The sequence below is a fragment of the Geothrix terrae genome, from assembly GCF_022808775.1.
Lineage (GTDB): Bacteria > Acidobacteriota > Holophagae > Holophagales > Holophagaceae > Geothrix > Geothrix terrae.
The window spans coordinates 1-25,023 of sequence record NZ_JAKZLA010000004.1 but is presented as its reverse complement, the minus strand read 5'-3'; the positions used below and the strand labels follow the sequence as shown (position 1 = coordinate 25,023).

The 25,023-nt window shown below is 64.8% G+C and carries 25 protein-coding genes; 12 read left to right on the top strand and 13 right to left on the bottom strand.

Annotated elements, in window-relative coordinates; genetic code table 11:
• Positions 1 to 74 precede the first annotated feature (74 nt).
• The 3 genes from ribA to MLE42_RS08815 all read left to right on the top strand — a co-directional run bounded on the left by ribA (position 75) and on the right by MLE42_RS08815 (position 2,127).
• Positions 75 to 734 carry a GTP cyclohydrolase II gene (gene ribA, locus MLE42_RS08825; RefSeq protein ID WP_243287516.1) on the top strand — a complete coding sequence of 220 codons (660 nt, stop codon included), beginning with the start codon at positions 75 to 77 and terminating at the stop codon, positions 732 to 734.
• Positions 735 to 828: 94 nt separating this feature from the next.
• Positions 829 to 1,281, top strand: coding sequence for a DUF2721 domain-containing protein (locus MLE42_RS08820; RefSeq protein WP_243287515.1), 453 nt, complete (start codon positions 829 to 831; stop codon positions 1,279 to 1,281).
• Positions 1,282 to 1,335: 54 nt separating this feature from the next.
• Positions 1,336 to 2,127: an SDR family oxidoreductase gene (locus MLE42_RS08815; RefSeq protein ID WP_243287514.1), complete on the top strand. Its 792-nt coding sequence runs from the start codon at positions 1,336 to 1,338 to the stop codon at positions 2,125 to 2,127.
• Between the two features lie 2 nt (positions 2,128 to 2,129).
• Here the strand turns inward: MLE42_RS08815 and MLE42_RS08810 are convergent, their stop codons facing one another.
• Genes MLE42_RS08810 through pgsA form a run of 3 tightly spaced genes read right to left on the bottom strand, consistent with a single transcriptional unit; the run spans position 2,130 to position 4,792 of the window.
• Entirely contained in the window at positions 2,130 to 3,146 is a 1,017-nt protein-coding gene (locus MLE42_RS08810) for a pseudouridine synthase (protein ID WP_243287513.1), read from the bottom strand.
• A gap of 42 nt (positions 3,147 to 3,188) precedes the next feature.
• On the bottom strand, positions 3,189 to 4,223 hold the full coding sequence (locus MLE42_RS08805) for an AI-2E family transporter (protein ID WP_243287512.1): 1,035 nt from the start codon (positions 4,221 to 4,223) through the stop codon (positions 3,189 to 3,191).
• Entirely contained in the window at positions 4,220 to 4,792 is a 573-nt protein-coding gene (gene pgsA / locus MLE42_RS08800; protein WP_243287511.1) for a CDP-diacylglycerol--glycerol-3-phosphate 3-phosphatidyltransferase, read from the bottom strand. Before pgsA ends, MLE42_RS08805 begins: the two co-directional genes overlap by 4 nt.
• Before the next feature lie 89 nt (positions 4,793 to 4,881).
• Between pgsA and MLE42_RS08795 the strand changes: the two genes are divergently transcribed.
• Genes MLE42_RS08795 through MLE42_RS08785 form a run of 3 tightly spaced genes read left to right on the top strand, consistent with a single transcriptional unit; the run spans position 4,882 to position 7,449 of the window.
• Positions 4,882 to 5,127 carry a FeoA family protein gene (locus MLE42_RS08795; RefSeq protein ID WP_243287510.1) on the top strand — a complete coding sequence of 82 codons (246 nt, stop codon included), beginning with the start codon at positions 4,882 to 4,884 and terminating at the stop codon, positions 5,125 to 5,127.
• Positions 5,127 to 7,298 carry a ferrous iron transport protein B gene (gene feoB / locus MLE42_RS08790; protein WP_243287509.1) on the top strand — a complete coding sequence of 724 codons (2,172 nt, stop codon included), beginning with the start codon at positions 5,127 to 5,129 and terminating at the stop codon, positions 7,296 to 7,298. Before MLE42_RS08795 ends, feoB begins: the two co-directional genes overlap by 1 nt.
• Before the next feature lie 7 nt (positions 7,299 to 7,305).
• Positions 7,306 to 7,449, top strand: a complete 144-nt coding sequence (locus MLE42_RS08785; RefSeq protein WP_243287508.1) for a hypothetical protein — start codon at positions 7,306 to 7,308, stop codon at positions 7,447 to 7,449.
• Between the two features lie 4 nt (positions 7,450 to 7,453).
• Here MLE42_RS08785 and MLE42_RS08780 read toward each other — a convergent pair whose 3' ends face one another.
• Together MLE42_RS08780 and MLE42_RS08775 are read right to left on the bottom strand one after the other, a co-directional pair.
• Positions 7,454 to 8,326 (bottom strand): radical SAM protein, encoded by an 873-nt coding sequence (locus MLE42_RS08780; protein WP_243287507.1) that lies wholly within the window; start codon positions 8,324 to 8,326, stop codon positions 7,454 to 7,456.
• Positions 8,327 to 9,100 carry a hypothetical protein gene (locus MLE42_RS08775; RefSeq protein WP_243287834.1) on the bottom strand — a complete coding sequence of 258 codons (774 nt, stop codon included), beginning with the start codon at positions 9,098 to 9,100 and terminating at the stop codon, positions 8,327 to 8,329.
• Positions 9,101 to 9,205: 105 nt separating this feature from the next.
• On the opposite strand from MLE42_RS08775, the gene MLE42_RS08770 reads away from it, so the two are divergent.
• Positions 9,206 to 10,486, top strand: a complete 1,281-nt coding sequence (locus MLE42_RS08770; RefSeq protein WP_243287506.1) for an NfeD family protein — start codon at positions 9,206 to 9,208, stop codon at positions 10,484 to 10,486.
• Positions 10,483 to 11,247 (top strand): slipin family protein, encoded by a 765-nt coding sequence (locus tag MLE42_RS08765; protein ID WP_243287505.1) that lies wholly within the window; start codon positions 10,483 to 10,485, stop codon positions 11,245 to 11,247. Before MLE42_RS08770 ends, MLE42_RS08765 begins: the two co-directional genes overlap by 4 nt.
• Here MLE42_RS08765 and MLE42_RS08760 read toward each other — a convergent pair.
• Positions 11,231 to 12,859 carry a SpoIIE family protein phosphatase gene (locus MLE42_RS08760; RefSeq protein WP_243287504.1) on the bottom strand — a complete coding sequence of 543 codons (1,629 nt, stop codon included), beginning with the start codon at positions 12,857 to 12,859 and terminating at the stop codon, positions 11,231 to 11,233. The genes MLE42_RS08765 and MLE42_RS08760 overlap by 17 nt on opposite strands.
• A gap of 193 nt (positions 12,860 to 13,052) precedes the next feature.
• Here MLE42_RS08760 and MLE42_RS08755 point away from each other — a divergent pair, with 193 nt between their 5' ends.
• Positions 13,053 to 13,685 carry a DUF2239 family protein gene (locus tag MLE42_RS08755; protein WP_243287503.1) on the top strand — a complete coding sequence of 211 codons (633 nt, stop codon included), beginning with the start codon at positions 13,053 to 13,055 and terminating at the stop codon, positions 13,683 to 13,685.
• Between the two features lie 32 nt (positions 13,686 to 13,717).
• Positions 13,718 to 14,071: a GIY-YIG nuclease family protein gene (locus tag MLE42_RS08750; protein WP_243287502.1), complete on the top strand. Its 354-nt coding sequence runs from the start codon at positions 13,718 to 13,720 to the stop codon at positions 14,069 to 14,071.
• 37 nt (positions 14,072 to 14,108) lie between these two features.
• Here MLE42_RS08750 and MLE42_RS08745 read toward each other — a convergent pair whose 3' ends face one another.
• The 7 genes from MLE42_RS08745 to MLE42_RS08720 form a co-directional block, all read right to left on the bottom strand.
• Entirely contained in the window at positions 14,109 to 15,851 is a 1,743-nt protein-coding gene (locus MLE42_RS08745) for an aspartyl protease family protein (protein WP_243287501.1), read from the bottom strand.
• Between the two features lie 213 nt (positions 15,852 to 16,064).
• Positions 16,065 to 16,643 carry a GNAT family N-acetyltransferase gene (locus MLE42_RS08740; protein WP_243287500.1) on the bottom strand — a complete coding sequence of 193 codons (579 nt, stop codon included), beginning with the start codon at positions 16,641 to 16,643 and terminating at the stop codon, positions 16,065 to 16,067.
• Complete coding sequence (locus tag MLE42_RS08735) at positions 16,603 to 18,192, bottom strand: Sapep family Mn(2+)-dependent dipeptidase (protein ID WP_243287499.1); 1,590 nt, start codon at positions 18,190 to 18,192, stop codon at positions 16,603 to 16,605. The genes MLE42_RS08740 and MLE42_RS08735 overlap by 41 nt, the downstream gene beginning before the upstream one ends.
• 266 nt (positions 18,193 to 18,458) lie before the next feature.
• The gene (locus MLE42_RS16380) at positions 18,459 to 18,743 is read right to left on the bottom strand and encodes a YkgJ family cysteine cluster protein (protein ID WP_420843089.1); all 285 of its coding nucleotides are present in this window, start codon (positions 18,741 to 18,743) and stop codon (positions 18,459 to 18,461) included.
• A gap of 165 nt (positions 18,744 to 18,908) precedes the next feature.
• The gene (locus MLE42_RS08730) at positions 18,909 to 19,808 is read right to left on the bottom strand and encodes a hypothetical protein (RefSeq protein ID WP_243287498.1); all 900 of its coding nucleotides are present in this window, start codon (positions 19,806 to 19,808) and stop codon (positions 18,909 to 18,911) included.
• A 152-nt stretch (positions 19,809 to 19,960) separates the two neighbouring features.
• Positions 19,961 to 20,416 (bottom strand): cupin domain-containing protein, encoded by a 456-nt coding sequence (locus MLE42_RS08725; RefSeq protein ID WP_243287497.1) that lies wholly within the window; start codon positions 20,414 to 20,416, stop codon positions 19,961 to 19,963.
• A 308-nt stretch (positions 20,417 to 20,724) separates the two neighbouring features.
• Positions 20,725 to 21,642 carry a LysR family transcriptional regulator gene (locus MLE42_RS08720; RefSeq protein WP_243287496.1) on the bottom strand — a complete coding sequence of 306 codons (918 nt, stop codon included), beginning with the start codon at positions 21,640 to 21,642 and terminating at the stop codon, positions 20,725 to 20,727.
• 101 nt (positions 21,643 to 21,743) lie between these two features.
• Between MLE42_RS08720 and MLE42_RS08715 the strand changes: the two genes are divergently transcribed.
• Together MLE42_RS08715 and MLE42_RS08710 are read left to right on the top strand one after the other, a co-directional pair.
• On the top strand, positions 21,744 to 23,033 hold the full coding sequence (locus tag MLE42_RS08715; protein ID WP_243287495.1) for an MFS transporter: 1,290 nt from the start codon (positions 21,744 to 21,746) through the stop codon (positions 23,031 to 23,033).
• 609 nt (positions 23,034 to 23,642) lie between these two features.
• Positions 23,643 to 25,023, top strand: a 1,381-nt coding sequence (locus MLE42_RS08710; protein WP_243287494.1) for an immunoglobulin domain-containing protein, incomplete at its 3' end; no start/stop codon positions are given.

Genomic DNA, 25,023 nt, shown 5'->3' with positions numbered 1-25,023 from the left:
AAGTACAGGCCCCAGACTTCATTTTCCTCCCGGGCGGCATCCAATGGATCAGCCGCACTTTCTCCCGGACCCCCATGTCGCCCAAAGATCCCAGCAGCGCCCCGAAACTCGAACTGTTCTGCAAGCTCCAGGCGGAGAAGGTCCCCTTCATCGCCAAGGCCAATGTGCCGTCCATCTTCGGCAAGTTCACGGTCTACGGCTTCCTGGAGCATGCCACGGGCAAGGAGCACCTGGCCATCGTGGCCGGCGAGATCGACGCCCGTCGCCGCATTCCCGTGCGCATCCACTCCGAGTGCTGGACCGGCGACGTGCTGGGCAGCCTCCGGTGCGACTGCCGCCAGCAGCTGGAGGAGGGGCTCCGCCACGTGGCCGAACACGGCGGCATGGTGCTCTACCTCCGCCAGGAGGGCCGCGGCATCGGCCTCCTGAACAAGCTCAAGGCCTACGCCCTCCAGGAGCAGGGCCTCGACACGGTGGAGGCCAACCACTCCCTGGGCTTCCCGGACGATCTGCGCACCTACGACTGCGCTGTGGAGATGCTCAACTTCTTCGGCATCACCAAGGTCAAGCTGCTGACCAACAACCCCCGCAAGATCGGGGCCCTGGAATCCGCAGGCATCGAAGTCGAGCGGGAGCGCCACCAGCTGGCCTCCAACCCCCACAACCTGCGCTACCTCAAGACCAAGGCCCGCAAGAGCGGGCACATGCTGGATTTCGAGGAAGAGGCGCTGTAGGAGCTGTCAGCTATCGGCTCTCAGCTTTCGGCTCAAGAGGGGCGCGGCATTTTTTTCTGACAGCTGACAGCTGACAGCTGATAGCTATAGAGCCATGCCCGTTCCCGCGCCCCCCGTCTCCGCCCAGACCATCACCGATATCTCCCACGTCATCCAGCTGTCGGTGGCGCCGGTCTTCCTGCTCACGTCCATCGGGACGATCCTCGGGGTGCTGTCCACCCGGCTGGCGCGCATCGTGGACCGGGCCCGGGCCCTGAAGGATCTACTGGAGCAGGCGCCGGAACGCCGGCACCCGGCCATCCACGACGAGATGCACACCCTGGCGCATCGCAGGCGGTTCATCAACCTGGCCATCACCTCCGGCACCACCGCGGCGCTGCTGGTCTGCGTCAGCATCGCCACCGTGTTCCTGGGGGCCGTGCTGAAGGCCAGCGTGGCCGTGCCCGTGGCCCTGCTCTTCATCCTGGCCATGGCGGCCTTCGTGGCGGCCCTGGTGTTTTTCCTGCGGGAGATCCTCCTGGCTGTGCGGAGCCTGCACCTGGCCTGATTCGCTGACCTCTCCCCGCCTCCGGATGCCACAATGCCCCGCAGGAGGGCACCCATGGGGCAGGAACTGGAAGGCAAGGTGGCGCTCGTGACGGCGGCCAGCAAGGGCCTGGGCCGGGCCTCGGCCGAGGCCCTTGCGCGGGCCGGCTGTGACCTGGCCATCTGCGGCCGGGAACAGGCGGCGGTGGAGAAGGCGGCGGAGGAGATCCGCCGGGCCACGGGGCGGGCGGTCCTGCCGGTGGTGGCGGACCTGGGCCGCGCCGAGGATGTCCAGCGGCTGGTGGAAGCCACCCTGACCGCCTACGCCCACGTGGACGTGCTGGTCTCCAACACGGGCGGGCCGCAACCGGGGCCTTTCATGGCCTTCGACGACGCCGCCTGGCAGGGGGCCTTCGACAGCCTCCTCATGCCCGCCGTGCGCCTGGCGCGGGCGGTGGTGCCCGGCATGAAGGAACGGGGCTGGGGCCGCATCCTCTTCATCACCTCCAGCGCCGTCAAGCAGCCCATCCCCGCGCTGGTGCTCTCCAACTCGCTGCGGGCCGCGGTGACCGCCATGGCCAAGACCCTCGCCGGGCAGGTGGCGAAGGACGGCATCACCGTGAACTGCGTGGCTCCGGGGCGCATCTTCACGGACCGCGTCCGCTTCCTGGACGGTGAAGCCGCGAAGGCCAGCGGCCGGACCATGGAGGACATCCGGGCGGAGCAGGGGGCCCGCATTCCGGTGGGGCGCTACGGCGAGCCGAGGGAATTCGGCGAGGCCGTGGCCTTCCTCTCGGGACCCGGAGCCTCCTACATCACCGGCAGCACCCTGGCGGTGGATGGCGGGGCGATCTCGTCGCTGCTGTAGCTCTATAGGCTCTTGATCGCCGCAATCTCCTGGGGGTGCAGGAAGCGCCAGGCCCCCGGCTTCAGCAGCGGGTCGGACAGGGGGCCGAACTGCACGCGGCGCAGCTTGCTCACGGGATGCCCCACGGCGGCGAACATGCGGCGGATCTGCTGATTTTTGCCCTCGGTGAGGGTCACCTTCAGCCAGGGGTTGTCGCCCTTCTCGGCGATCTCGATGTGGCAGGGCTTCAGGCGCCGACCGCTGAGCAGAAAGCCGGCCTCGAATTCCTTCAGCAGCTCGGGCTTCGGGGTGCGGTGGACCTTCACCAGGTAGACCTTGGGGATCTCGTGCTCGGGCCCCATGAGCACCTGGGCCAGGGCGCCGTCGTTGGTCATGAGCAGCAGGCCCTCGGAGTTGAAGTCGAGGCGCCCCACCGGGTAGAGGCGGCCGGGCACGCCCTTGAGCAGGGCCATCACGGTGGGCCGGCCCTGATCGTCCTTGACGGTGGTGACGTAGCCCTTGGGCTTGTTCATGAGGATGTAGACCGGGGCCTCTTTGTGGATGGGGATCAGGTCCACGGTGATCTCGTCCCGACGCGGATCGGCGCGGGCGCCCAGCTCGGCGACGGTCTTCCCGTTCACCTGCACGCGGCCGTCGAGGATGATCTGCTCGCAGGCCCGGCGGCTGTCGATGCCGGCGGCGGCGAGGATCTTCTGGAGGCGCTCCTGGCCGGCCTGCGGAGGGCGAGGCGAGGTTCCGCCGGGGCGGGGCGTCGCGGCCTTGCGCGGGGCCTGCTTGGCCGCGGGCCGGGTCTTGTCGATGACCGGCCGCCGCGTGGGAGCGCCAGAAGCCGAGCGGGTGGCAGGACCCGAGGACGGGCGGGAGATCGAGGAGGGGCGGGAGGCCGAGGATGACCGGGCCGAGCCTGTAGCTGGTCGGGCTGATGCTGTTGGCCGGGCCGAGCCTGTGGCCGGCCGGGCGGCGGCGGGCTTGCGGGTGGCGGGCGCGGTGCGGGGCCCCTTCGGGGCGGGCTTTCTCATGGCGGCTCCTTCGGCGTCTCCCGACGCGGAAGATCCAGTCTATCAGGCTTCCTCGCCGAACCAGGGATGGGCCCGGTAGTCCGCCAGCAGCTCCTCGGCCGCCACTTTCAGCACCACCGCCAGCGGCACCGCGAAGATGAGTCCCAGCACGCCGAACCAGAAGCCGAAGGCCGTGAGGGCCAGCAGCACCTCCAGGGGATGCAGGCGGCTGGCGCGCCCCACCCAGACGGGCGTGAAGTAGAAGGCCTCGGCTTTCTGCACGGCGATGAACACGAGGGCCAGGGTCACGAGATGCCCCGTGCGCCCCCCGTCCAGATAGGCCAGCACCAGGGCCGGCGGCAGGGCGGTCAGGTAGGGGGAGTACGGCACGACGTTGGACACGCCGGCCACCAGGCCCAGCAGCCAGGCGTAGGGCACGCCGAGGATCGTGAAGGCCAGCCCCTGGAGCAGGGCCATGGCGGCGGCCACGGCGGCCTGGCCGCGGATGTAGCCTCCCAGGCGCTGGTGGATGGCTCCGGCCATGCGGTCCATGCGCTCCCGGTGCCGCGGGGGCGCCAGGCTCCGGAGGCTGGCCACGAGCCGGGGGCCCTCCAGGAGCAGGTAGTAGAGGATCAGAGGCACGAGGATGAGGGCCAGCAGGTCGAGGAAGCACCCCAGGAGACCGCCACCCGTGGCGTGGAGGCCGCGAAGCAGCAGACCCGGGTCCAGACCCTCCAGGCCGCGCTCCAGGCGGGCCTGCCAGGCCGGGTGGGCCTGGAACCAGGGCAGCAGCCTCGCCTCCAGGGCCTGCTTCCAGCCCGGCAGGGAAGCGGCGAGGCGTTCACCCTGGTCCACCAGCCAGGGCACCAGGATCGTCAGGAGGCCAGCGACCGCGACCACGAAGCCGCTGAGCACCGCCACCACGCTCCAGGGCCGGCCCAGTCGCCCTGCCAGGCGGTCCACCAGGGGGCCCAGCAGGTAGGCCAGGACCATGGCGAAGAAGAAGGGGGCCAGGGCCCGCCGCAGCAGCCAGAGGGCCAGCAGGGCGGTCGTCGCGGCCAGGGCGAAGCGGAGGGGTATCCGGCCCCGCTCCGTCATCCCGCGGCCGGTGTCCGGGTGGCCCGCACGAAGTAGTGGATGCCCGAGGCCAGCACCAGCGCCGCCACCACCCAGTACATCTCCGGCAGGAAGGGGTCCATCCAGCGCCGGTAGCCCAGGGCATTGAACAGCAGGCCCAGGGAGACGGCCACGAGCTGCGCCGCCGTGCTCACCTTGCCCAGGAGGCTGGGGTGGAACTTGCTGTCGCTGAGCCGGTCCACGGAGGCAAAGGCATAGAAGGAGATCACCAGGTCCCGCGTGATGGCGAGCATGGCCACCCACACCGGGATGGGGGCGGTCATGCCCTGGGTGCGCCAGGCCAGGAGCACGAAGGCCGTGGTCATGAGCAGCTTGTCGGCAGCCGGATCCAGCACGGCGCCCAGGTCCGACCCCTGGTCGAAGACCCGGGCGATGAGCCCATCCAGCAGGTCCGTGAGCCCCGCGGCCCCGAAGATGATGAAGGCCTGCCAGTGATGTCCGTACCAGACTGCGATGGCGAAAAAGGGGATGGCCAGGATCCGCAGCAGGGTCAGTGCGTTGGGCAGGGTCAGGGGGCTGGTTGTGGGCATCGGATCCAGTTTAGACGGAGATCACATCCTTTGACTTGGACCTTGTAGCACCCTAATGGGGAGTTAGACTATGGTTTGGAGTTGAGATTATGACTCAGAATCCATCAATCCCGCTGAGCGACCTCCAACCGGGGGACCAGGGGGAGGTGATCCAGGTCCAGGCGCAGGGTCAGATCCGCCAGCGCCTGCTGGAGATGGGCTTCATCCGGGGCGCGCGCCTGCGGGTGGAGAAGCTGGCCCCCCTGGGGGATCCCATGGAACTCGTGATCAAGGGCTACCACTTGTCGCTGCGGCGGGACGAGAGCGCCTGCATCCTCGTCCACCGGGTGGCCTGATGTCCCTCACCATCGCCCTGGCGGGCAATCCCAACTGCGGCAAGACGACGCTGTTCAACGCCCTCACCGGGGCCCGCCACCACGTGGGCAACTGGCCCGGCGTTACGGTGGAACGACGCAGCGGTGCTTTCGAGCAGGATGGCCTGTCCCTGGAGGTGGTGGACCTCCCCGGAACCTACTCCCTGGCAGCCCGCAGCGAGGATGAGCGGGTCGCCGCCCAGTTTCTGGCCTCCCCGGAGGTGGACCTGGTCCTGAACGTGCTGGACGCCTCCAACCTGGAGCGCAACCTCTACCTCAGCACCCAGCTGCTGGAGCTGGGCAAGCCCGTGGCCTTCGTCCTCAACATGGTGGATGACGCCGAAAACCGGGGTGTCCACATCGACGTGGCGGCCCTGGAGACCCTGCTGGGCGGCCCGGTCATCCCCACTGTGGGCAACCGGGCCCAGGGCATTCCCGAGCTCAAGGCCCTCCTGGCGGTCCTGGCCCGCGGAGAGTCCACCCGCTGCCGCCGCATCACCGTGGACTATGGCCACGACATCGAGGGCGAGCTGGCCAAGCTCGAGACGGAGATCTGCCGCGATGAGAAGCTCGAGGCGACCATGCCGCCCCGCTGGCTGGCCCTGCAGCTGCTGGAGAACAATGCCGAGGCCAAGCGGCGCGTGGCGGAGAGCCACGCCAGCGAAGCCATCAGCCAGCAGCTCACGAAGAGCTTCGCCTTCCTGGAACCCCACCTGGGCGCCGATGGCGCGACGCTGATCGCCGAGCGCCGCTATGGCTTCGCTCACGGCCTGGTGAAGGAGGTGGCCACGGCGCCGGACGAGGGCCGCACCCCCACCGCCAGGCTCGACGCGGTGCTCACCCACCGGTGGCTGGGCATCCCCATCTTCGTGGGCATCCTGGCCCTGGTGTACTCGGTGTCCTTCATCCTCGGGAAGATCCCCCAGGACTGGATCGCCGAGGGCTTCAAGGCGCTGTCGGACTTCGCGGGAGCCCACCTGCCCGCCGGCGAGCTGACCAGCCTCCTGGTGGACGGCGTGATCCCCGGCGTGAGCGCGGTGATCGTCTTCGTGCCCGTGATCATGATCCTCATGGGCTGCATCGCCTTCCTGGAGGACACGGGCTACATGGCCCGGGCGGCCTTCATCATGGACCGCCTCATGCATGTCATGGGCCTCCACGGGAAGAGCTTCATCCCCCTCATCATGGGCAGCGGCTGCAACGTGCCGGCCATCCAGGCCGCCCGCACCATCGAGAGCCGGCAGGACCGCCTCATCACCATCCTCGTCACGCCCCTGGTGAGCTGCTCCGCGCGCCTCCAGGTCTACATCGTCATCGCCGGCACCTTCTTCACGCCCTTCAAGGCGGCCCTGGCCATCATCGCCATGCACTTCCTGGGCCTGGGCCTGGCCGTCCTCATGGGCCGCGTCCTGCGCAGCGCGCTGTTCGCCGGTCCCAGCTCGCCCTTCGTGATGGAGCTGCCGCCCTACCGGCTGCCGGTCCTGAAGGCCACGCTCATCCACATGTGGGAGAAGGGCTCGGTCTTCCTCACCCGCGCCGGCACGACCATCTTCGCGGGCGCCACGCTGATCTGGTTCCTCTCGCGCTATCCCGGCATCGCCAACCAGGAGTGGACGGCCCAGTACCAGGAGCAGCGGCAGGCCGTGGCCGCCCTGAAGCTGCCCGGGGCCGAGGAGGAGGACCGCCTCAGGGCCCTCCAACTCGCCCACGAGAGCCGCATCGTGAACACGAGCCTGGCCGCGCGGCTGGGCCAGAAGGCCTCCCCCCTCCTCCGGCCCATCCTCGATCCGGACCACAAGCGCGCCGAGGCCTGGAAGGATGTCATCGCCCTCACCGCCGGCTTCGTCGCTAAGGAGATCGTGGTCTCCACCATGGCGGTCATCCACCAGGCCAGCGACGAGCCCAAGCCGGGCGAGCGCCTCAGCCCGCTCCAGGTGTCCCTGCGCGACAACTCGGGCCTGAGCCCCCTCACGGCCCTGGCCTTCATGGTGTTCACGCTCATCTACACGCCCTGCCTGGGCACCGTCGCCATGATCCGCCGCGAGGCGGGCAGCTGGGGCTGGGCGGGCTTCACCATCGCCTACGGCCTGGTCCTGGGCTGGGGCCTGGCCTGGGTCACCGTGGCCGCCGGCCGCGCCCTCGGCTTCGCGTGAGGTGCCCATGAACCTCCAGATCGTCCTCGTCGCCTCCGCCGTCAGCTGGTCGGCCTTCTACTTCCTGCGGGGCGCCTACCAGGACCTGAAGGCGGGAAACGCCTGTTCCCACTGCAGCTCCGGCGGCTGTCCCGCCGCCCGGCGACGCTGAGGGCCTAGAGCCCCCGCGCCCACTCGGGCCGCAGGGGCACCTTGCCTTCAAGGGCCGCGTCGAGGAGGGCGAGCATGGCCTCCCGGTCCCGGGGCAGCCTTCCGCCCACGGGCAGGTAGTTCGAGGCGTGGTTGGACCGGAAGATGGCGTTGCCGGGATGGGCACCCTCCAGGAACCAGCGCAGTTCCATCAGGAGCCCCCGCAGGTCGGGGAGTTCGAAGCGCCCCTGGTCCTCCAGTGCCGCCAAAGGCGTGCGGGGGACCACCGTCAGGGTCAGCGTGGAGAGGAACCGGGGATCCATGGCCGTCGCCAGCCGCCCCGAGGCGCGGGCATGGGCCTCGCTGCGCTCCCGTCCGCCCGCGCCAAGCAGGAACATCAACGACTGCTCCATCCCGGCCTCACGGGCCTTCAGGGCCGCTTCGGCATGTTCGGCTGCCGTGGCCCCCTTGGCGAGGCGCCGGAGGGTCTCGTCATCTCCCGATTCGGGGCCGATGTAGAGGAGCGAGAGCCCCAGCTTCCGGAGGCGGCTCAGCTCTCCGGCGGACTTCTCCAGGAGGTTGCGCGCGGTGGCGTAGGTGCTGACCCGCCGCAGCCGGGGGAAGGCCACGGCCAGGCCCCGGAGGATGGGCTCCCAGTGGTCCGTGTCCATGGCCAGAGGATCTCCGTCGGCCACGAAGACATGCCGCACGTCGTCCGCGAAGCGGGCCCCGGCCTCGGCGATGTCGGCCAGCACGTCCTCCAGGGGCCGCTCCCGGTACCGCTTCCCCCGGTACATGGCGCAGTAGGTGCAGGCATTCCATGAGCACCCCAGGGTCGCCTGGAGGATGAACGACTCCGCTTCGCTGGGCGGGCGGAAGAGGGGCTCGTCGTAGCGCACTCAGCAGCCCCTCCGCCGAGCCTCGGACACGAGGTCCAGGGCCAGGTCCACCGGGTCCAGGGGAAGGTGGGGCAGCCCAGCCACGAAACCGGGGCGGCCCACCCGGTCATCGAGGGGCGCTTGCGGGCAGATGGACTGGAACCGGGTGGTCAGCAGGGCGAGGTTGGCCAGGGTCGCGGGGCGCATGTCCGCGCCGAGGCAGCGGTAGTCCATGGCGTGTTCATAGACCATCAGGTCCGGGCGGCCATCCCCGCGCTGGACCAGGAGGAAGGGCTCCTTGGCGTGGGTGGTGCGCGCCTCCACCTTCTCCACCTTTTTGGTCAGCAGGAGCCCTCCGCTGAGGACGGCCTTCCCCAGATCGAAGCGGGTCTCCTTGGTCTTGAGGATCTCGGTGGTGCTCTGGGTCCGGGCCCCCCGCTGCAGGAGGCGGACGGCGCCCAGGGGGCATGGGTGGATCTGGCCCTTCGCGTCCACGGCCCGGAAGCCTCCCGGCTCCCAGTCCAGGCTCCGCACCACCACGCGGGTTCCATCCGTGGGAACGGCGGAGGGTTCGGCCGCCCAGGCGAGGAAGCCCTCCGCCGTCAGGGCCGCCACCAGGCCTTCGCCGTCCGGCGTGGCCCGGACGAGGATCCGGGGCAGGGTGCCTGCCAGCATCCGCGCCGCATCCGGCAGGGCGAGGCCCGCCAGCCGCGCCGCCCGGGCCACGGCCTCGGGAGTTCCAGGAATCCGACCCACCGCCACGAACATGGGACGAGTATGAGGCCGGCTGGACACGGGGGATTAAACTTGGTGTGTTCCCGCGAGGTCGCTGTGCGAACTGGTCGCGGAAGGATAGGGTTCCCGGCGTACTTGGCGGATTGGTTCCGCGGGCTGATCGTCTTGGCGCTCGCTGTCCCGACCGCCTCGCTGCTGCGGGCTCCCGAGACGCTGGATCGGCGGGTCTGCGTGGCCCGGGTCCAGGGCACCATCGGGCCGGCCACGGCGACCTACGTCGCGCGGGCCATCGGGGAGGCCGCGGGCCAGAAGGCCCAGTGCCTGGTCATCCAGCTCGATACGCCGGGCGGGCTCCTGGATTCCACGAAGGAGATCATCCAGAGCTTCCTGCGCTCGCCGGTGCCCACCGTCGTCTACGTCTCCCCCCAGGGGGCCTGGGCCGGCAGCGCGGGCTGCTTCATCACCATGGCCGCCGACGTGGCGGCCATGGCGCCCTCCACCAGCATCGGGGCGGCCCATCCCGTGGGGATCGGCGGCGGCGAGAAGCAGGACGAGGTGATGAAGCAGAAACTGGAGAACTTCGCGGCCAGCTACCTCGAGGCCATCGCGGGCAAGCGGCACCGCAATGTGGAGTGGGCTCGGGCCTCGGTGCGCGAGAGCGCCTCCATCACGGCGGACAAGGCCCTGGAACTGAACGTGGTGGACCTCCTCGCGGACGATCTGCCCGACCTGCTGCGGCGGCTGGATGGCCGGCAGGCCGGGACCCGGCGACTGGAGACGGCCGGGGCGACCGTCGTCGAGATTCCCCTGTCGCTGCGGGAGAGGGCCTTCCAGGGCCTCGCGCATCCCCAGGTGATGCTGATCCTGATGCTGGTCGTGGTGTACGGCATCATCGGCGAGCTGACCAGCCCCGGCGCGATCCTGCCGGGCGTGGTCGGTGTGATCGCCCTGCTCCTGCTGCTGTACCTGTCCTCGGTGCTGCCGCTGAACATCACGGGGCTGGCGCTGATCGCGGTGGCCCTCGTGCTGTTCACCATCGACGCCTTCGCGCCGACCCACGGGGTGCTCACAGGGGGCGGGGTGATCGCGTTCTTCCTCGGGCTGTTCATGCTGTTCGATCGGAGCGAGCCCTTCCTGCGGCTCTCGCTGATGTGGCTGGTGCCGGCCACCGCCGTGACGGCCCTGTTCTTCATCTTCGTGGCCGGCGCGGGCATCCGCGCCCAGCGGCTCCCGGCCAGGGCCGGCGCCCAGACGATGCTGGGCCGGGCCGTCGCGGCCGTGGAACCGATCGACGCCTCCAGGGGGAAGGTGTTCCTCGAAGGCGAATACTGGGATGCCGTCAGTGCCGTGCCCATCGCGGCGGGGCAGATCGTGGAGATCGTGGCGCTGAACGGCCTGACCCTGACGGTGAAACCCGCGGGGACTTCCGAGGAGGAGCGGCCATGAACGCCTACGTGATGTACCTGGGACCCTGGATCGTCGTGCTGGTGGCGTTGGGATTGATCGTCCTGCCCCAGGCCGCCCGAATCCTGCGCGAGTACGAGCGGGGCGTGATCTTCCGCTGGGGCAAGCTCAGGGGCGCCAAGGGGCCGGGCCTGATCTTCCTCATCCCCTTCATCGACCGCATGGTGCGCATGGACCTGCGCGTGGTGACCATCGACGTGCCCAAGCAGGAGGTCATGACCCGCGACAACGTCCCCGCGACGGTTGATGCCGTGGTCTATTTCCGGGTGGTGGATCCGGAGTCGGCGGTGGTCAAGGTGGAGAACTTCCTCAAGGCCTCCTCCCTGATCGCCCAGACCACCTTGCGCAAAGTGCTCGGCCAATCCGAGCTGGACGAGCTCCTGGCCCATCGCGAAAAGATCAATGTCCAGCTGCAGGAGATCATCGACCGCCAGACCGCGCCCTGGGGCGTGAAGGTGAGCACCGTGGAGGTGCGCGACGTGGTGCTGCCCGATGGGATGAAGCGCGCCATGGCCAAGCAGGCCGAAGCCGAACGGGAGCGGCGCGCCAAGGTCGTCAACGCCGAGGGCGAGTTCCAGGCCGCGGAGAAGATGGTGCAGGCCGCCGCCATGATGGCGGAGCAGCCCATCTCGCTCCAGCTGCGCTTCCTCCAGACCATGGTGGAGATCTCCAGCGAGCACAACACCACCAGCTTCATCCCCCTGCCCAGCGAGCTGTTCCGGCCCTTCATCCAGAAGAGCTAGCGGCCCGCCGCAGCAGGAGGATGGTGCGGTCGTCCGTGAATGGGCCCCCCTTCGCGTGGGCTTCCAGGTCCGCCATGAGGCCCGCGTCGATGGCGTCGAGCCCGAGGGCTTGGCTCCTCCGCAGGAAGGCCTGGAGGCGATCCTCGCCGTACTCCTCGCCGTCCGGCGCCGCGGTTTCCGTGATGCCGTCGGTGTAGAGGGCCAGGAGATCGCCGGGCTCCAGGCGGAAGGAGCCGGAGCCGTACGGCTGCCCCGGCAGCATGGCCAGGGGCAGCCCCTGGGATTCCAGCGCCCGGAAAGTCCCGTCGGCGCTCACCAGATAGCCCGGGTTGTGACCCGCGTTCGTGAAGGTCACCTCGCCCGTGGCGGGCTCGAAGAGCAGCAGGAAGGCCGTCACGAACCGTTTCCCGTCCGTGTGCCGGGCCAGGGCGCGAGAGAGGTGGAAGGCGAGGTCGTCCGGTGCGATGTCCCGCTCGCCGAAGGCTTCGAGGAACGCGGAGAGGCTCGCCATGAGGAGCCCCGGCCCCAGGCCCTTCCCACTGACGTCGGCCAGGGCCAGGAGCCAGCGGCCATCCTCCCGCAGCCACCATCCGAAGAGGTCGCCGCTCACCTGGCGGCTGGGCAGGTTGTTGCCATGGAGCTCGTAGCCCGGGATCTCCGGAGGCAGGCCCGGAAGGAGGCCCTGCTGGATGTGCCTGGCCAGGTCCAGCTCCTGGTCCAGGGAGCGCCGTCTCTGGGCCTCCTCCTGCATGCGGACCTGCTCCAGCTTCGCCGAGGCCAGGTGGGCGAAGGTGCTGGCGAGGCCCAGGTCCTGCTCGGTGAAGGGGGCGCGCGGGGCCTTGGCATCCAGGTAGAGCAGGCCGAGGATGGCGCCTTCGAATTCCAGGGGCGCCACGATGGCCGTGGAGATGCCGCTGAGGAGCAGGGAAGGACTCCCGGTGCCCGCCTCGACATCACGGAAGAGCACGGCCTGCCGCCGTGCCAGGGCGGACTCCACCAGATGCGTGGAGAGGCTGATGGTGGCGTGTCCTTCGCTGGCGCGGGAAGCCACGGGCTTAAGATTCCCGCCGGGGCCCGAGAGGAGGATCGCCGCCCGCCAGGGATGGAGCTGGTTCCAGAGGTGATCCAGCACGTGGTCGAGCAGCGTCCCGGGCGGCACGTCCTTGATGAGCTCCAGGCTGAGGTCCTGGAGGTCCCGGATCACCGCCCCCATGCGGTCTGGCGCGCCCGAGGGCAGCCAGGTCCTCCAGGCCTCGTCGATGGGAAGGACCACGCTCGACTGGGGGGAGGATCCGCTCTCGTCGCGGAACCGGACCTCGGGACCGAGGGTTCCGCCGGTCACCCGGATGTGGACGGAGCCGAGGTGCACCTCGTCCCCGCCGCGCAGGGGACGGGGGGCGTGGACCCGCTCGCCGTTGATGAAGGTGCCGTTGCGGCTGTCCAGATCTTCGAGGAAGGGGATGCCCCGGTGCATCACGACCCGGGCGTGGCGCCGGCTCAGGGCCCCATCGGCGATCACGACCTCGTTCTGGTGCGAGCGGCCGAAATGCCAGGTCCGGCCGTCCTCTCCCTCCAGCAGGAGCGGGCCGAATCCCGGAACATGCAAGGTCATGGCGTCCATGGCGGCAAGGATTGTGTCCGAGTCACCCGGCGAACGCCATGGTGAGTTTCGAGGGGAGCCGTCTTTTTTGCGGCCACTCTTGGGGTGATCTGGCAAAAACCGGTGAGATTAATTTTATACGGATGTTATTGTCGAGTGATTTTAATACGGGTAATAATAGACAGCGAGGGAAAGGGAACCACCCATGCTCGATCGCACGATGGCGCCCTGCACCGCCTTCGACGGCCCGCGCCGCCTCGCCTCTGGCCCGCTCGGACAGGTGGCCGTGGCCGTGAAGGCCCGCGTGGATGGCGGCCAGGCAGAGGGTCAGGCAGAAGGTCAGGTTGGGGGTCGGGCGGAGGGCCTGGGGCAAAGTGTATTGGTGTTCGACGATGAAACGGGCCGCGTCATCGACCTCGACCTGCGCGGGACGCCCGAGGACGTGGTCGCCCGCCTCGGCATCCCGCAGGAGCAGCCGGAGAAGCCGCGGGGAAGGGGCAGGCCCAGGCTTGGCGTCGTGCCAAGGGAGGTCACCCTCCTCCCGCGGCATTGGGAGTGGCTCAGCGCCCAGCCCGGCGGGGCTTCGGTGGCCCTGCGCAAGCTCGTGGAAGAGGCCCGCCGGACGGGGACGGCCAGCGAGCGCCGACGCTTGGCCCAGGAGCGCGCCTACCGCTTCATGGCGGCCATGGCCGGCGATGCCCCCGGGTACGAGGAAGCCCTGCGCGCGCTCTACGCCGGGAATGCGACGGCCTTCGAGACGCACATCCAGCCATGGCCGGAGGACATCCGGGAGCATGCCCGGAAGCTCGCGCAGGCGGCATTCGTGTCCGAGCCCTGAGGGCGCGGACCTGGGAGACGGGAGGGCAGGACATGGACGGTTCTTTCGATCGGAAAGCGGCGCTTCGGGCCTACAAGGAGCGGAAGCCGCGGCCCGGCATCTATGCGGTGCGCCACCTGGCGTCGGGTCGCGCGTGGGCCGGCGCGAATCCGAACCTCGACACCACCCGGAACGGACTGTGGCATCAGCTGAATGAAGGCCGCCACCTCGATCGCGGGCTGCAGGCGGCCTGGAACCAGCACGGCGAAGCCGCCTTCGAGTACGTCATCCTCGAAGTCCTCGAAGAAGAGATGAGCCCCCTGATCCTCAAGGAATCGCTGAAGGCCAAGAAGGCCGAGTGGGCGGACCTCCTGGCCGGAAGCGAAGGAATCCCGGGAGGCGCCTGACGACTCGGCGGCCGATGCGGGGAGATGTCCTTCCGATCTATAAAAGGTCTCGGAGTAGCAAACTGAGGCGGCGATCCTGGTTGCCCGATTTCACGGTGATTGAGAGGTGATCGCCGGGAACACGTTCGGCGAAATGATTCCGGAGCGTGATGAGGGTCCAGCGATCCATGGGCTTGCCATCGATCATCAGGATGCGATCACCTTTCCTGATGCCTGCCTCCCAGGCTGGGGAATCCGGAATGACCTCGGCGATACGGCCCAAATCCAATGGGTCAGGAATCAATCCGGTCAGATTCCACCGATCGGGCCTTTCGCCGTTTTTGTTCGGCTCGAAATAGATCATCTGATTTCCATAGTCGAACGTCAGATCAAAGCGGCGAAGGAAACCCTGTCCCACGTTACCCGCCGCCTTCGCGTCGGCAAATAGACCTGCCGTGCTGGTGGAGAGGCCGACGATTGGAGCCTTCATGCGGACTCCACCCAGCTTCAATTCCTTGGCGCGGATCATATGACTCGTGACCTTACCCCCAACGCCCATGCTGGCGGCCATGAGTGTGATGCTCCGGCTTGCTCGTTCTTTCAGCCCATGTGTGCTGGCGAAAGCGGTGTAAACGTCGAGCGTGGCTCCGGAGCCGGTATCGATGTCAAAGAGTCCGGGTATCCCATCGAGTTCGCCCTTCACGCGCGGGTGATGCCCGTTGAATGTGAATGGCACACCCACCCCAGGCCCTTGGTAGGTCCATCCGGTTGGAATCGTCAGTGTCAGACGTCCAGGAAGATAATTTATCCGTGCCACAAAGCGTCGAAGGAGCTCGTACCCAAGAATGCCGGCGACCTCCACGCCCATGACCTTATTAATGTTCTCTAAACTGGGGACCACATAGAAACTCTGGTCCTTCATCCAGGCAGCACCGACCTGAACACGGGAAACATGGGTCAATCCAAACGATTCTGCCTTTTCTCCGGCTCCAGTTCCCTCAACTGCGCCGGCTGCGTGTAGCCCAAGAGCTTTAAGGGTGCCAGGGCTCAGAACATTCACCCCACCGGTATCCAGGAAGAATCGGAAGGGGCCCTTGCCGTTCAGCGTCGCCATGATGAGGAGGTGATCGGCCAGGTATTCGAGAGGCACAGATGTGGAGGTTCCTCCTCCTTCAACACCCGAATCCAGAAGATTGGGCACGGGGCGGGAGAAAACCCCCTTCGCGAGCTTGGGATTCACGGAAATCGATGTGTACTCGATCACCGTTTCCTGCCCTGGATCCGGCTTTGGCGTATATAGACGGAATGGCATCATCATTCCCGAAACGTTTCGATAGTCTTGGAAGAACGTCGTCTCGGAGGCAGGGCCTGGATTTGTCACCACACGGTCGGGCAGCCAGTTGCGGCCATCGATCCAAAGTTCGATAGCATCCAGGCCGTCTGGCTTGAGGGTGATTACATGGTAACGGCCCTCATATAGTTCCTTATAAGCGATTTGCCCTTGGCCTCGCTCTGGAAACCAATACGCCCGGGAAGTCATGTAGGCCTGATTTCCTGGAGCCTCCGCAGGTTCCGTCCTGAGGTCACCAGTCGCGTCCTGGAACCATTGGCATTTCCCGTCGAATCCTTGGGCCCCCTTGGTCACCCCGAGGTCATATTGGCTGGTGGATCGTCCATCCAGAAGGCTCTCCCATTCGTGCAAAGTGCCAGTTAATCCACCAGTCTTCAATCGGCCCCTGCGTTCAAGGTGGATCACGCTGTTCCAGGCGTTCCCACCCATGGCGGCTTTGGCTTTGGTCAATACTTCCTCCGCCGAGATTCGAGACGCTTGAGCCATGCTCGGTATGAGGAAATGGGGTGCAGGGAGGAGAAGCATCAAGATCCAACCTCACTCGAATCGATAATTAAATAAAACCTCAACAACACCTGGCCAAGGGATGGGACTTGATGGAATACGGGGCAGCCAACAGATGAGAGAGGCCGGAGCTAGAAGGGTGCGGGGCGAGCCCAGAGGTCAGGGCGCACTCGGCACACGCGCATAGACACACGTATGCCGGAGCGAGTTGTTTGGCGCACGAAACTCGTTGTGAAGAATACCCTCAAGCGAAAAGCCGCAACGTTCAGCAACCCGCCGCGACGCCGAGTTTTCTGAGTCTGTGATGAGTTCAACGCGCACTGCATGGATATGAGAAAAAGCGTAGTCGGTAAGCGCAGCCACCGCCTCACGGGCAAACCCATGGCCGCATCGTGAAGTTCGGCACCAATAGCCCACCTCCGTTTTCGGCGTTTCCCAGTTGGTTCGATACAGGCCAACTGAACCAAGCAGCTGTCCTGAGCTTTTCTCGAACATCAGGAATACCAAGTTTTTTCGTGCAAGAAAATTGGCCTGATCCGTACGGCAGCGTGCCTCGCAGGACTCGGGTGTGGGCTCGTTTGCGACCCAGGGCAAAAATGAAAGAAACAGCTTCAATTCGGGCAATGATTCAGACACGGCATCAAGGTGCGCCGGGCCATCTCCGGCTTGCGGAACCCGGAGCAGGAGACGGGGTGTCTCAATGTGTGAAGGAAGATCGAGGAGAATCGGGTCGGACATGAGGCGAGCCCTCGTTGAAAGCATTCTTAAGCGGAACCCCACATGCGAGGTCGAACAAGGCCTCGATGAGCACGTGAGTGCCTAGGTGCAGGTCAGCCACGGATATTTGCTCGTCCACGTCATGCCCAGGGTACGGGGTCCCTGGAAACCACATGCCGAATGCGATGGCGTGAGGCATACGCTTTGCATAGGTTCCCCCACCGGAAATGGCGGGTTTCTGCGACCTTCCTGTGATTCGGGTGTAGCTGGCCATAAGTCTCTTAATTAACGGCGCCTGGGGATCGAAGGCAAGCGGAACATCACCATAAGAACCTCCCACCGTGAATGAGGCCTTCCGGGGTGCCGCAAAATCTGCGACTACTTGTCGCAGATGTGCCTCGAGGGCAGGACCAAACAGCTTTGGAGTCACACGAATATTAATGGTCAGCGTGGGGCAGCCCTTCCTATCTGGCTTCAGGGTGGCAACATTCACCGCACAACGCCCCCATAGCGGATCTGCTTCCACAAGGCCTAGGCCGGTTCCGTATAGGTCGCTTCCCGCAACCCGCGCGAAAGCGAGCAGGTCATCCGGACCACCTGGAGGCAGTTCCTCAGCCAACAGCCTTGCCAGCGCCACTAGGGCATTCCGTCCACCCTCGAGGTTCATGCCTCCATGAGCGGCCTTACCGGTGACCGTTATGTTGAGGAAGGCCCCAGCCTTCACGGGATCGGACCCCATTTCGAACGTCACCCGGCAACCAGGATCCAATCTGACCTTTTCCAACCGGCGCCGAAGATCCATGAGGGGCCCTTCTCCTTCCGGACAACCCAGCCGAATGGTCGCCCTATCCGGGACAATGCTCGGTGAAAGACCCGCCTCCAGATCCTCGATCGTCCACGGTTTCTCTTTCGTCGGAACCGTGATTCGAGTGGACCCGACCCTGATCTCATTCCACGCTTTTTCGCCAACGACCACCGGGAAATTGGAATCGAGCACCAGGCTGTATGAGGGCGGTTGGTTCAACTTCAGGTAGTCGGTAATGTCTGTATTGGCACTCTCTTCATCGCTGCCGATGAGAAGCCGGATGGTGCTCGTACGAATCGGCCCCGCCTCCTTAAGCGCCTTCATGGCGAGAAGAGCCTGGATCAGAGGCCCCTTGTCATCGGCGGCACCTCGGCCTAGCACCATGCCGTCTTTAACAACACCTTCGAAGGGTGGAATGGTCCAGTTGGTACCAACCGGTTGCACATCCCCATGAACGAGGAGCCCGATGACGGGAGCCATGCCTGGCTCTGCCGTCGAGGATGGGAGGTCCACTTCCAAAATCTTGCCCGCATCCCGCGTTGAGAAGCCCAGGTCCTTGGCTTGCCTCATGATCCAGGTCTTCTGATCTTCCCAGGCCTTTGCGGCGCCTGCGACGGTAGGGAATCGGATGATTTCAGAAAGAAGTGGAATCAACCGAGGCGCTAGGCTTTGCTCATAATGCTCGTGAACGGCCTTGGAAGGCGGGGCCGCCACGAGCAGGATTGGCAGCAATAGAATAAGTAAAGTTCTCAATATCTGCTCCATGATTCCAGATGGTCTATGTGGCCCAAGGAAAGTCTGCCTGGAAGGCAACATTGGAGGGAATTCCAGGGATTGAAGGGCGTGCTGGCAGATGTGACATCCGATAATTTCTTATCTGTAAAGAGCTGCTTCATTTCATGGCGATTTCCCTCACGGATTCGGGCATAGCTAAGGCCAATCAAGGCTTCAGCCGAATCAAGCGCCAGGGCCATGCAGGCCGGGTCCGAGCTGAGCGGGAGGTTAGGCAGGCATGGGATGCGGATCCACACTTACCCGCCTGAGATTGCGCAACCCGGCCGCAGTTTCTCGGGGAATTCGCGACAGGGCGAGGGTCGGCTTGAGTAGATTCGACACGCGGATGTGGAATGATCCAACATTGGGCAGTGTTCACCGGGGTGGTCGAGAAACCGGACTATTCCGGCACCATCAGGGGATTCGATGATGTGGATCGCCACGCCGAGATGGACGGCTTGGTTCCTAAGCGCCGCAACTTCTGCAGAGGTCAGTCGAAGGCACTGGGGACCACGGCAGCACATGGCCCTGCAATGGTGCATACAAACGTGACCGGCTTCCTCGAGAGAAAGCCCGCTAACCAGATGCATGGATGTCGATCCTCCTAACCAGCCTCTGTTGCCGGACGAAGCCCGAGTTGAGCTGACCTCGGCCCCGCCTGCGGGAGAAGCCAACAATCGAGGTCAAAGGAACCAAGAGCGGCCCCCTCAAAGGAACTGGAGTCGCAGGCCGCACATGCCAAGCAGAATGGCGGTAGCGATAAGGGCTGAGGCTACGGCCCCCCAGACCACCACGCCATTCGCCAATTCCCTCCGTGCTCCATGGGCAAGCATGATGGCCCGAAGGCCGCTGCTCAAATGAGAAAGGACGAAGAATACTGCCAGCCAATAAAGTGGGACCAGACGGATGTTCCACGCATCATGAATCAGCCCCGAAGGGGCTCCGGTGGCGAACCCCCAGCCGGAGTCAATGTTGAGGATTCTGCGAGCCAGGATGAAGACAGCGTTGCTGTGGCTGATGATGAAGAAGATGAGATAGATTCCCGATGCGAGCTGGAAGGTCCGAAACCGGCCGGTGGCGCATTTCGTGTATTGCCATCCAAGAATGGCTCCCGTGGCAATCTGGGCGAAAAAACCAATCATAAGGAGCGGTTCTACCACCGATGATCGGTAAATATGGCGCAGGGACCGCATCATCGCAGCGTGAGCCTCTGGTCCGATCAGACCGAGGAGATGGTTGGCCAGATGACTTCCCAGAAAAACCAGGAGGATTCCAAGGGCTGTATATCCGTGGAACTTTCGCAGCTTGATGCGTGGGCGCGCAGAGAGCAAGGTCACGGGTTGCGTCCGATCGCTCAAGGCGATCAGGAAAGCGAAGCCGGCCCACATGAGGCTCAATAGCCAGTTGCAGATTTGGGGGCAGCCGACCATGTAGAGGGCGACACTGGTCAGGGTGAAAATGGCGGGCGAGGCGACTGCAAGCAGGGCCACTCTGCGGGCCCTCAGTTCGGCCAAATTGGGTGCCTGAATTCCTCCGAGGTGCATGGCGGCGAGCAGAGCTGCGACAGGCATGAGGAAGGCCAGCAATAGTAAGGCGGCTGGGACCAAGCCGAATCCACCTCCTCTGTGTTCCAAGGACGTGTGGAATCCCACGAGTACGTATGGATAAACGAGCGCCCCGATGGGAGGGATAAATTCAATGGACCGGTTCAATGCATCCGACAAGCCCAGGCCGGTTGCTCTTGTTTGGTTACCCTGGCTCACGCTTCCCCCGCGAGGGCTGGTAGCGGCTCCACGCCCTCGGTGCGGCACCAATTCAGATAATCCTGGCGAGCACCAAGCGCATCCGCGACTCGGATCAGATTCCCCTTCACATCCCGGTATTCATTCCGGCCGTTCACTTCGATGTGAACAATGCAGGGTTCATCGCCGATGGCCTCCCAACTATCCTCATTCCCCGCAGGTTCGTGAACGTACATGCCGGGACCTACGATCTCGCCGGTATCCAGCCGCCTGGTGCCAGAAAGGTTGAATGCGTGGACCTCTCCGGTGTGGCGGTGGCGGGAAATGACCGTTCCAGGTTCCAGCCGAAGCAGGAGCTGCCAACCACTGAGGTCCGGGAATATATAAATAGGTTTGAAGGACAACCCCTTGGAGAGTGGAATCCAACCGATCTGGGTGGTGTCCACAAAAGTGGTAGGCGGAATGTTGCGCATAAACATCCTTGGGAAGTTGGACCACCAGGTCACCTCCCAAGTCTCCAGTTGTTTGGTCTATGAAAAAGTTCCACTTTTGAAATAGCTGCTAGACCATCTCGAAGAGCTGATTGTCCGCATGGAACCCACGTGTCGAGGCCCGGGCGAGGCAACTGGGCGAAGTCGCCTACAGCTCGAAAATGGCTCATACGCCTGCTTCCGGGACTGCGCGCAGGTCAGGAGGAGGCCTGCCGCGTGCTCAGGCGGCTGTCGTCGGAGGAGCCGTGGGTGGCCCGGCCTCGAGCCTTGGCTGACCCGTTGGAGCAACGTCAGGTATTTGGGCCCCCCACCTCGATCGGTTTCGCGTAGGCAGCCACCAGCGAATCGCGAAAGTGCCTGATCGGGAGTGAGAGCCAGCCTTCAGGTGACGTGTAAACAACCGAAATACCGATCGCCTTCTTCAGCTCAGGCACGTCAATCACCCGCACCAGATCCCGCCACGGTGACGCCTGCGCGATACGCAGGGGCACGATGCCAAGCCCGACTTTGCGGGATATGAGGGAAAGCTGGAGATCCTCACTCCTGGCTTCGACTGAGATCTCGAATGGAAGTCCGGCCCGCTCAAGCGCTCGCCTGATCATCCTGCGGACGCCGCATCCTTCCTGATTCAGCACCCAAGGCATGTCGCGCAGCTGCTTCAACGGCACCCGGTCGGGCAAAGGGCTGTCCAGCGGGGCCACGACCGCGACCGCCTGCTCCCCCACGGATTCTGAATGAAGGCCAATCGGGAGCTTCTCATCATGTGGCAAATACACCACCGCGGCGTCCAATTGGCTGCGACGGACCTGTTCCACAAGCTCGGGTGACCACGCGGAAGTGGCATGCACGGTCAGTAGGGGGAAGGCGGTCCGCAACTCATCGAGAGGCCCGGCAAGCGCGGTCTCGGCGACGAATTGAGAAATGCCCAGCCTCAACTCACCAGTCAAGGCATTCGATTGGACGACGGACGCGCGCAGGTCTTCGATCGAGCGAAGCACCCTCCGGCTGAGTTCGTAGACTCGGCGCCCAGCTTCGGTCGGCCGCAGTGGCTTCGACAGGCGCTCCAGAAGCTGAACATCCAGGAGCTGCTCGAGACTTTGAATTCGGCGGGTCACACCTGGCTGAGTAAGGTTCAGGCGCGTGGATGCCGCCACGACTGAACCGGATTCGACCACCGCGACAAAGGCTTCAAGGTCTCGGGTATTCATGCGTAATCCTCATATGTATTATTCTAATTATTCAATAGACGCATGACAAACGAATTTTTAAGCTGAACCTCCAAGGCAACCCTTGGCCTAGGAGTGGAGTGATGCAGACTCTTTCGGCAAACGTTTCAAGCCTTTCAAAATCAATAAAAAAGAATGAAATAACACCTGGTCTTCTATTCCTGCTGGCGGTGTCGGCCGGCGTCATCGTTTCGAATCTCTTCGCCTCTCAGCCGATCGTGGCAGAGATCAGTGCATCAATCGGCATGCCGACGCGATGGGCGGGCCTGGTGTCCACACTGACCATGCTCGGGTACGCAACCGGCCTGGTCTTTCTGCTGCCGCTGACTGATCGGCTGGAGAACCGAAGGCTGATGCTGGGGACCCTGGCTACCTCGGTCCTAGCCCTTCTAGGAGCCTCGTATGCCCGTGGGGCCGCAACCTTCCTTTGTGCCATCTTCCTTGTTGGAGTGACCTCCTGCACCTTACAGATGGCCGTCGTCATGGTGGCGACCCTTTGCGACGAATCGGAGCGAGGAAAGGTCGTGGGCACCGTGATGAGTGGTGTCATGGTCGGGGGCCTGCTGTGCCGGCCTGCTGGAGTGCTCCTTGCTGCGGCCTCGAGCTGGCGGAACGTGTACCTGACCCTGGCCATTTTTTCGGCTGCCCTGCTGTTGGCGCTGTTTCGGATGCTGCCGGCTGTCCAACCCACCGCAGTTCTGCCCTATCTGGAGTCCCTGAAATCGCTAGGGCCCCTGCTCACTCGTGTGCCCATCCTGAGGCGACGCGCCTGTTATCAGGCCACCATCATGGTTTCCTTCGGCGCCTTTTGGACTTCCATCCCGTGGCGATTGGTCCAGCCGCCGTTTACGCTGGGTCCTCGGGGCATCGCGATATTCGCCTTCGTTGCCGTCGGCAGCGCCATCATTGCCCCAGTTGCCGGCCAGGCAGGCGACCGCGGATTCACGAGATCCGCCACGATATGGGCCCACTCGGCCGTGGTGGCGGGAGCCATCCTGGCCGCATACGCAGGAACCTCAACGAACACCTATGTGGGGTCAATTGGGACGTGGTGGATCCCGCTTGGGCTGATGGCCGTTGCGGCCATGTTTCTAGACACCGGTGTCATCGCTGACCAGGCTCTGGGCCGTCGTGCGGTCAACATGGTCCGACCCGAAGCGCGCGGCCGCATCAATGGCCTGTTCACCAGCTCCTTCTTCGTGGGCCAAGCCCTGGGAGCGGCTCTGGCAAGGCCTGCATGGATGGCAGGAGGTTGGGCCGGTGTCTGTGTCTTGATCCTGGTGCCGGCCCTCTTGGCTCTTGCCTTGCACCTCAGTGAGCCGTGGGCCAAGGCTTCGGAACCTCTCGAAGCGGCCTTTCCTGCTGATCTGTGATTTCCCAAACCAGGCCACCTGGTTTTCCGGCCAGGAGTGTCATCGGGTTCGGGCAGGTCGCGAAACCAGAAGAACAAGTACAACAGTTCGGGGTCTTGAGCCCGTTTGGATTCGGTGTGTGTGACACGGTGACATCCTGGCGGTCGTCGCACAGTGCAAACCGGAGCGCTTTGTGGGGTGAGGCCAGGCCCCACCACACGCCACCTTTTCGTGACCGGATCCTCGCAGGGGGATAGGGGCTTCCGGGTCTCCGCTTCAACCCCGCCCTGTAGCCAGAATCCAAGCACTCGCATTCCCGTCAAACCTAAGCAGGGCATGGGACTTCTCGCTGGATCCATATGGATCTTCAGTCAGGAAGTCTTGCAAAGATCCACGAACTTCCCTTCGGTACAGCCATTCAGGATCCTGAATATCAACCTCAATGGTTGTTGATTCAGGCTCTACGGTTAAGGCTCAACTATTAATTTGAGATCATTTTGGGTACAGCTACATGAAAAAAACTTCAGGGGTATGAATTGTTTACATGGTCGATAAATCATTAATTTTATTAACATTCCTTGACGAGGACCCAGCCGGAATTCACTGTATTCAACAAACCAGGAGCCGGTTATGTGCATGGCAGCGCAGAGGCCACCACTATCCACCAAGAGTGGTTCATCACCATTCTCCTGGCGTTCCGCGGGGCTGTTTCTGGCCCAGGCGGCACTCATCCTGACCATGGCCTGCGGAGGTGGAGGCGGAACTACCACCCCGAACACTGCTCCCCTGATCACCACCCAGCCAGTGAGCCAGACCGTGAACGCGGGCAGTACTGCCATCTTCACGGTTGCAGCCAGTGGCACGCCTGCGCCCACCTTCACTTGGCAGCGCAGCAACAACGGTGGCACCACCTGGACAGCGATCCCCGGTGCCACCGGCGCGACCTATACCACCGCCGCCACGGTCAAGGCGGACAATGCCGCCCAGTTTCGTGCGGTGGCCACCAACGCAGTTAGTCCGGATGCCACCAGCACAGCCGCCACACTGACCGTACGGTGGCTCGCCATCACCACCCAACCCGCCAACGCAAGTGTGACGGCCGGTGCTACGGCCACCTTTACCGTGGTACCGGATGCCAGCCCGGTCGCTACCTACCAATGGCAATCCAGCACGAACGGAACCACCTGGGCGAACGTGTCCGGTGGCACGGGCGCCACGAGCGCCAGCTACACGACAGCCGCCACCGCCTTGAGCGACACCGGTACCCAGTATCGTTGTGCCTTGACCAACGCCGTTGGAACGCTCAACAGCAGTGGGGCCACGCTCACTGTGATCGCGGCTCCTGTCATCGCCAGCTTCGTCGCGGCCAAGAGTCCCGCGACCACGGGAACCGGCACGACCTTGACGGCCGTGTTCACGGGCGGAACGGGCACCGTGGACCACGGCATCGGTGCCGTGACCAGCGGTGTTGCCGTGCCCACGGGCAATTTGGCGACCACAACGATTTTCACCCTGACCGTGACCAACGCAACGGGCGCCGCCGTCACTCTGCCAGTGACCGTGACCGTGGTGGCCGCGCCGGCGACTCCGGTGGTCACGGCCCCAGCCAATGTGACTGCCAGCCAGGCCGGTTACACCGCGTCGGTCCCGGCTCAGGCGGGTAGCACCTATGCCTGGACCATCACGAATGGAAGCATCACGGCCGGTGCCACCACGACCAGCATCACGTTCACGGCGGGAGCCTCAGGCAGCACCATCCCGTCCTGCATCGTCACCAACGCGGCCGGCACGGCCTCCACTGCGGGAACAGCCACCAGCACCATCGTGGCCGCGCCGGCGACTCCGGTGGTCACGGCCCCAGCCAATGTGACTGCCAGCCAGGCCGGTTACACCGCGTCAATTCCGGCTCAGGCAGGTAGCACCTATGCCTGGACCATCACGAATGGAAGCATCACGGCCGGTGCCACCACGACCAGCATCACGTTCACGGCGGGAGCCTCAGGCAGCACCA

Excerpts from the sequence above, each read along its gene's own strand:
- ribA (WP_243287516.1), top strand. The coding sequence starts at position 75 with ATGTCGCCCAAAGATCCCAGCAGCGCCCCGAAACTCGAACTGTTCTGC.
- MLE42_RS08820 (WP_243287515.1), top strand. The coding sequence starts at position 829 with ATGCCCGTTCCCGCGCCCCCCGTCTCCGCCCAGACCATCACCGATATC.
- MLE42_RS08815 (WP_243287514.1), top strand. The coding sequence starts at position 1,336 with ATGGGGCAGGAACTGGAAGGCAAGGTGGCGCTCGTGACGGCGGCCAGC.
- MLE42_RS08810 (WP_243287513.1), bottom strand. The coding sequence starts at position 3,146 with ATGAGAAAGCCCGCCCCGAAGGGGCCCCGCACCGCGCCCGCCACCCGC.
- MLE42_RS08805 (WP_243287512.1), bottom strand. The coding sequence starts at position 4,223 with ATGACGGAGCGGGGCCGGATACCCCTCCGCTTCGCCCTGGCCGCGACG.
- pgsA (WP_243287511.1), bottom strand. The coding sequence starts at position 4,792 with ATGCCCACAACCAGCCCCCTGACCCTGCCCAACGCACTGACCCTGCTG.
- MLE42_RS08795 (WP_243287510.1), top strand. The coding sequence starts at position 4,882 with ATGACTCAGAATCCATCAATCCCGCTGAGCGACCTCCAACCGGGGGAC.
- feoB (WP_243287509.1), top strand. The coding sequence starts at position 5,127 with ATGTCCCTCACCATCGCCCTGGCGGGCAATCCCAACTGCGGCAAGACG.
- MLE42_RS08785 (WP_243287508.1), top strand. The coding sequence starts at position 7,306 with ATGAACCTCCAGATCGTCCTCGTCGCCTCCGCCGTCAGCTGGTCGGCC.
- MLE42_RS08765 (WP_243287505.1), top strand. The coding sequence starts at position 10,483 with ATGAACGCCTACGTGATGTACCTGGGACCCTGGATCGTCGTGCTGGTG.
- MLE42_RS08760 (WP_243287504.1), bottom strand. The coding sequence starts at position 12,859 with ATGACCTTGCATGTTCCGGGATTCGGCCCGCTCCTGCTGGAGGGAGAG.
- MLE42_RS08755 (WP_243287503.1), top strand. The coding sequence starts at position 13,053 with ATGCTCGATCGCACGATGGCGCCCTGCACCGCCTTCGACGGCCCGCGC.
- MLE42_RS08750 (WP_243287502.1), top strand. The coding sequence starts at position 13,718 with ATGGACGGTTCTTTCGATCGGAAAGCGGCGCTTCGGGCCTACAAGGAG.
- MLE42_RS08740 (WP_243287500.1), bottom strand. The coding sequence starts at position 16,643 with ATGTCCGACCCGATTCTCCTCGATCTTCCTTCACACATTGAGACACCC.
- MLE42_RS08735 (WP_243287499.1), bottom strand. The coding sequence starts at position 18,192 with ATGGAGCAGATATTGAGAACTTTACTTATTCTATTGCTGCCAATCCTG.
- MLE42_RS16380 (WP_420843089.1), bottom strand. The coding sequence starts at position 18,743 with ATGCACCATTGCAGGGCCATGTGCTGCCGTGGTCCCCAGTGCCTTCGA.
- MLE42_RS08725 (WP_243287497.1), bottom strand. The coding sequence starts at position 20,416 with ATGCGCAACATTCCGCCTACCACTTTTGTGGACACCACCCAGATCGGT.
- MLE42_RS08720 (WP_243287496.1), bottom strand. The coding sequence starts at position 21,642 with ATGAATACCCGAGACCTTGAAGCCTTTGTCGCGGTGGTCGAATCCGGT.
- MLE42_RS08715 (WP_243287495.1), top strand. The coding sequence starts at position 21,744 with ATGCAGACTCTTTCGGCAAACGTTTCAAGCCTTTCAAAATCAATAAAA.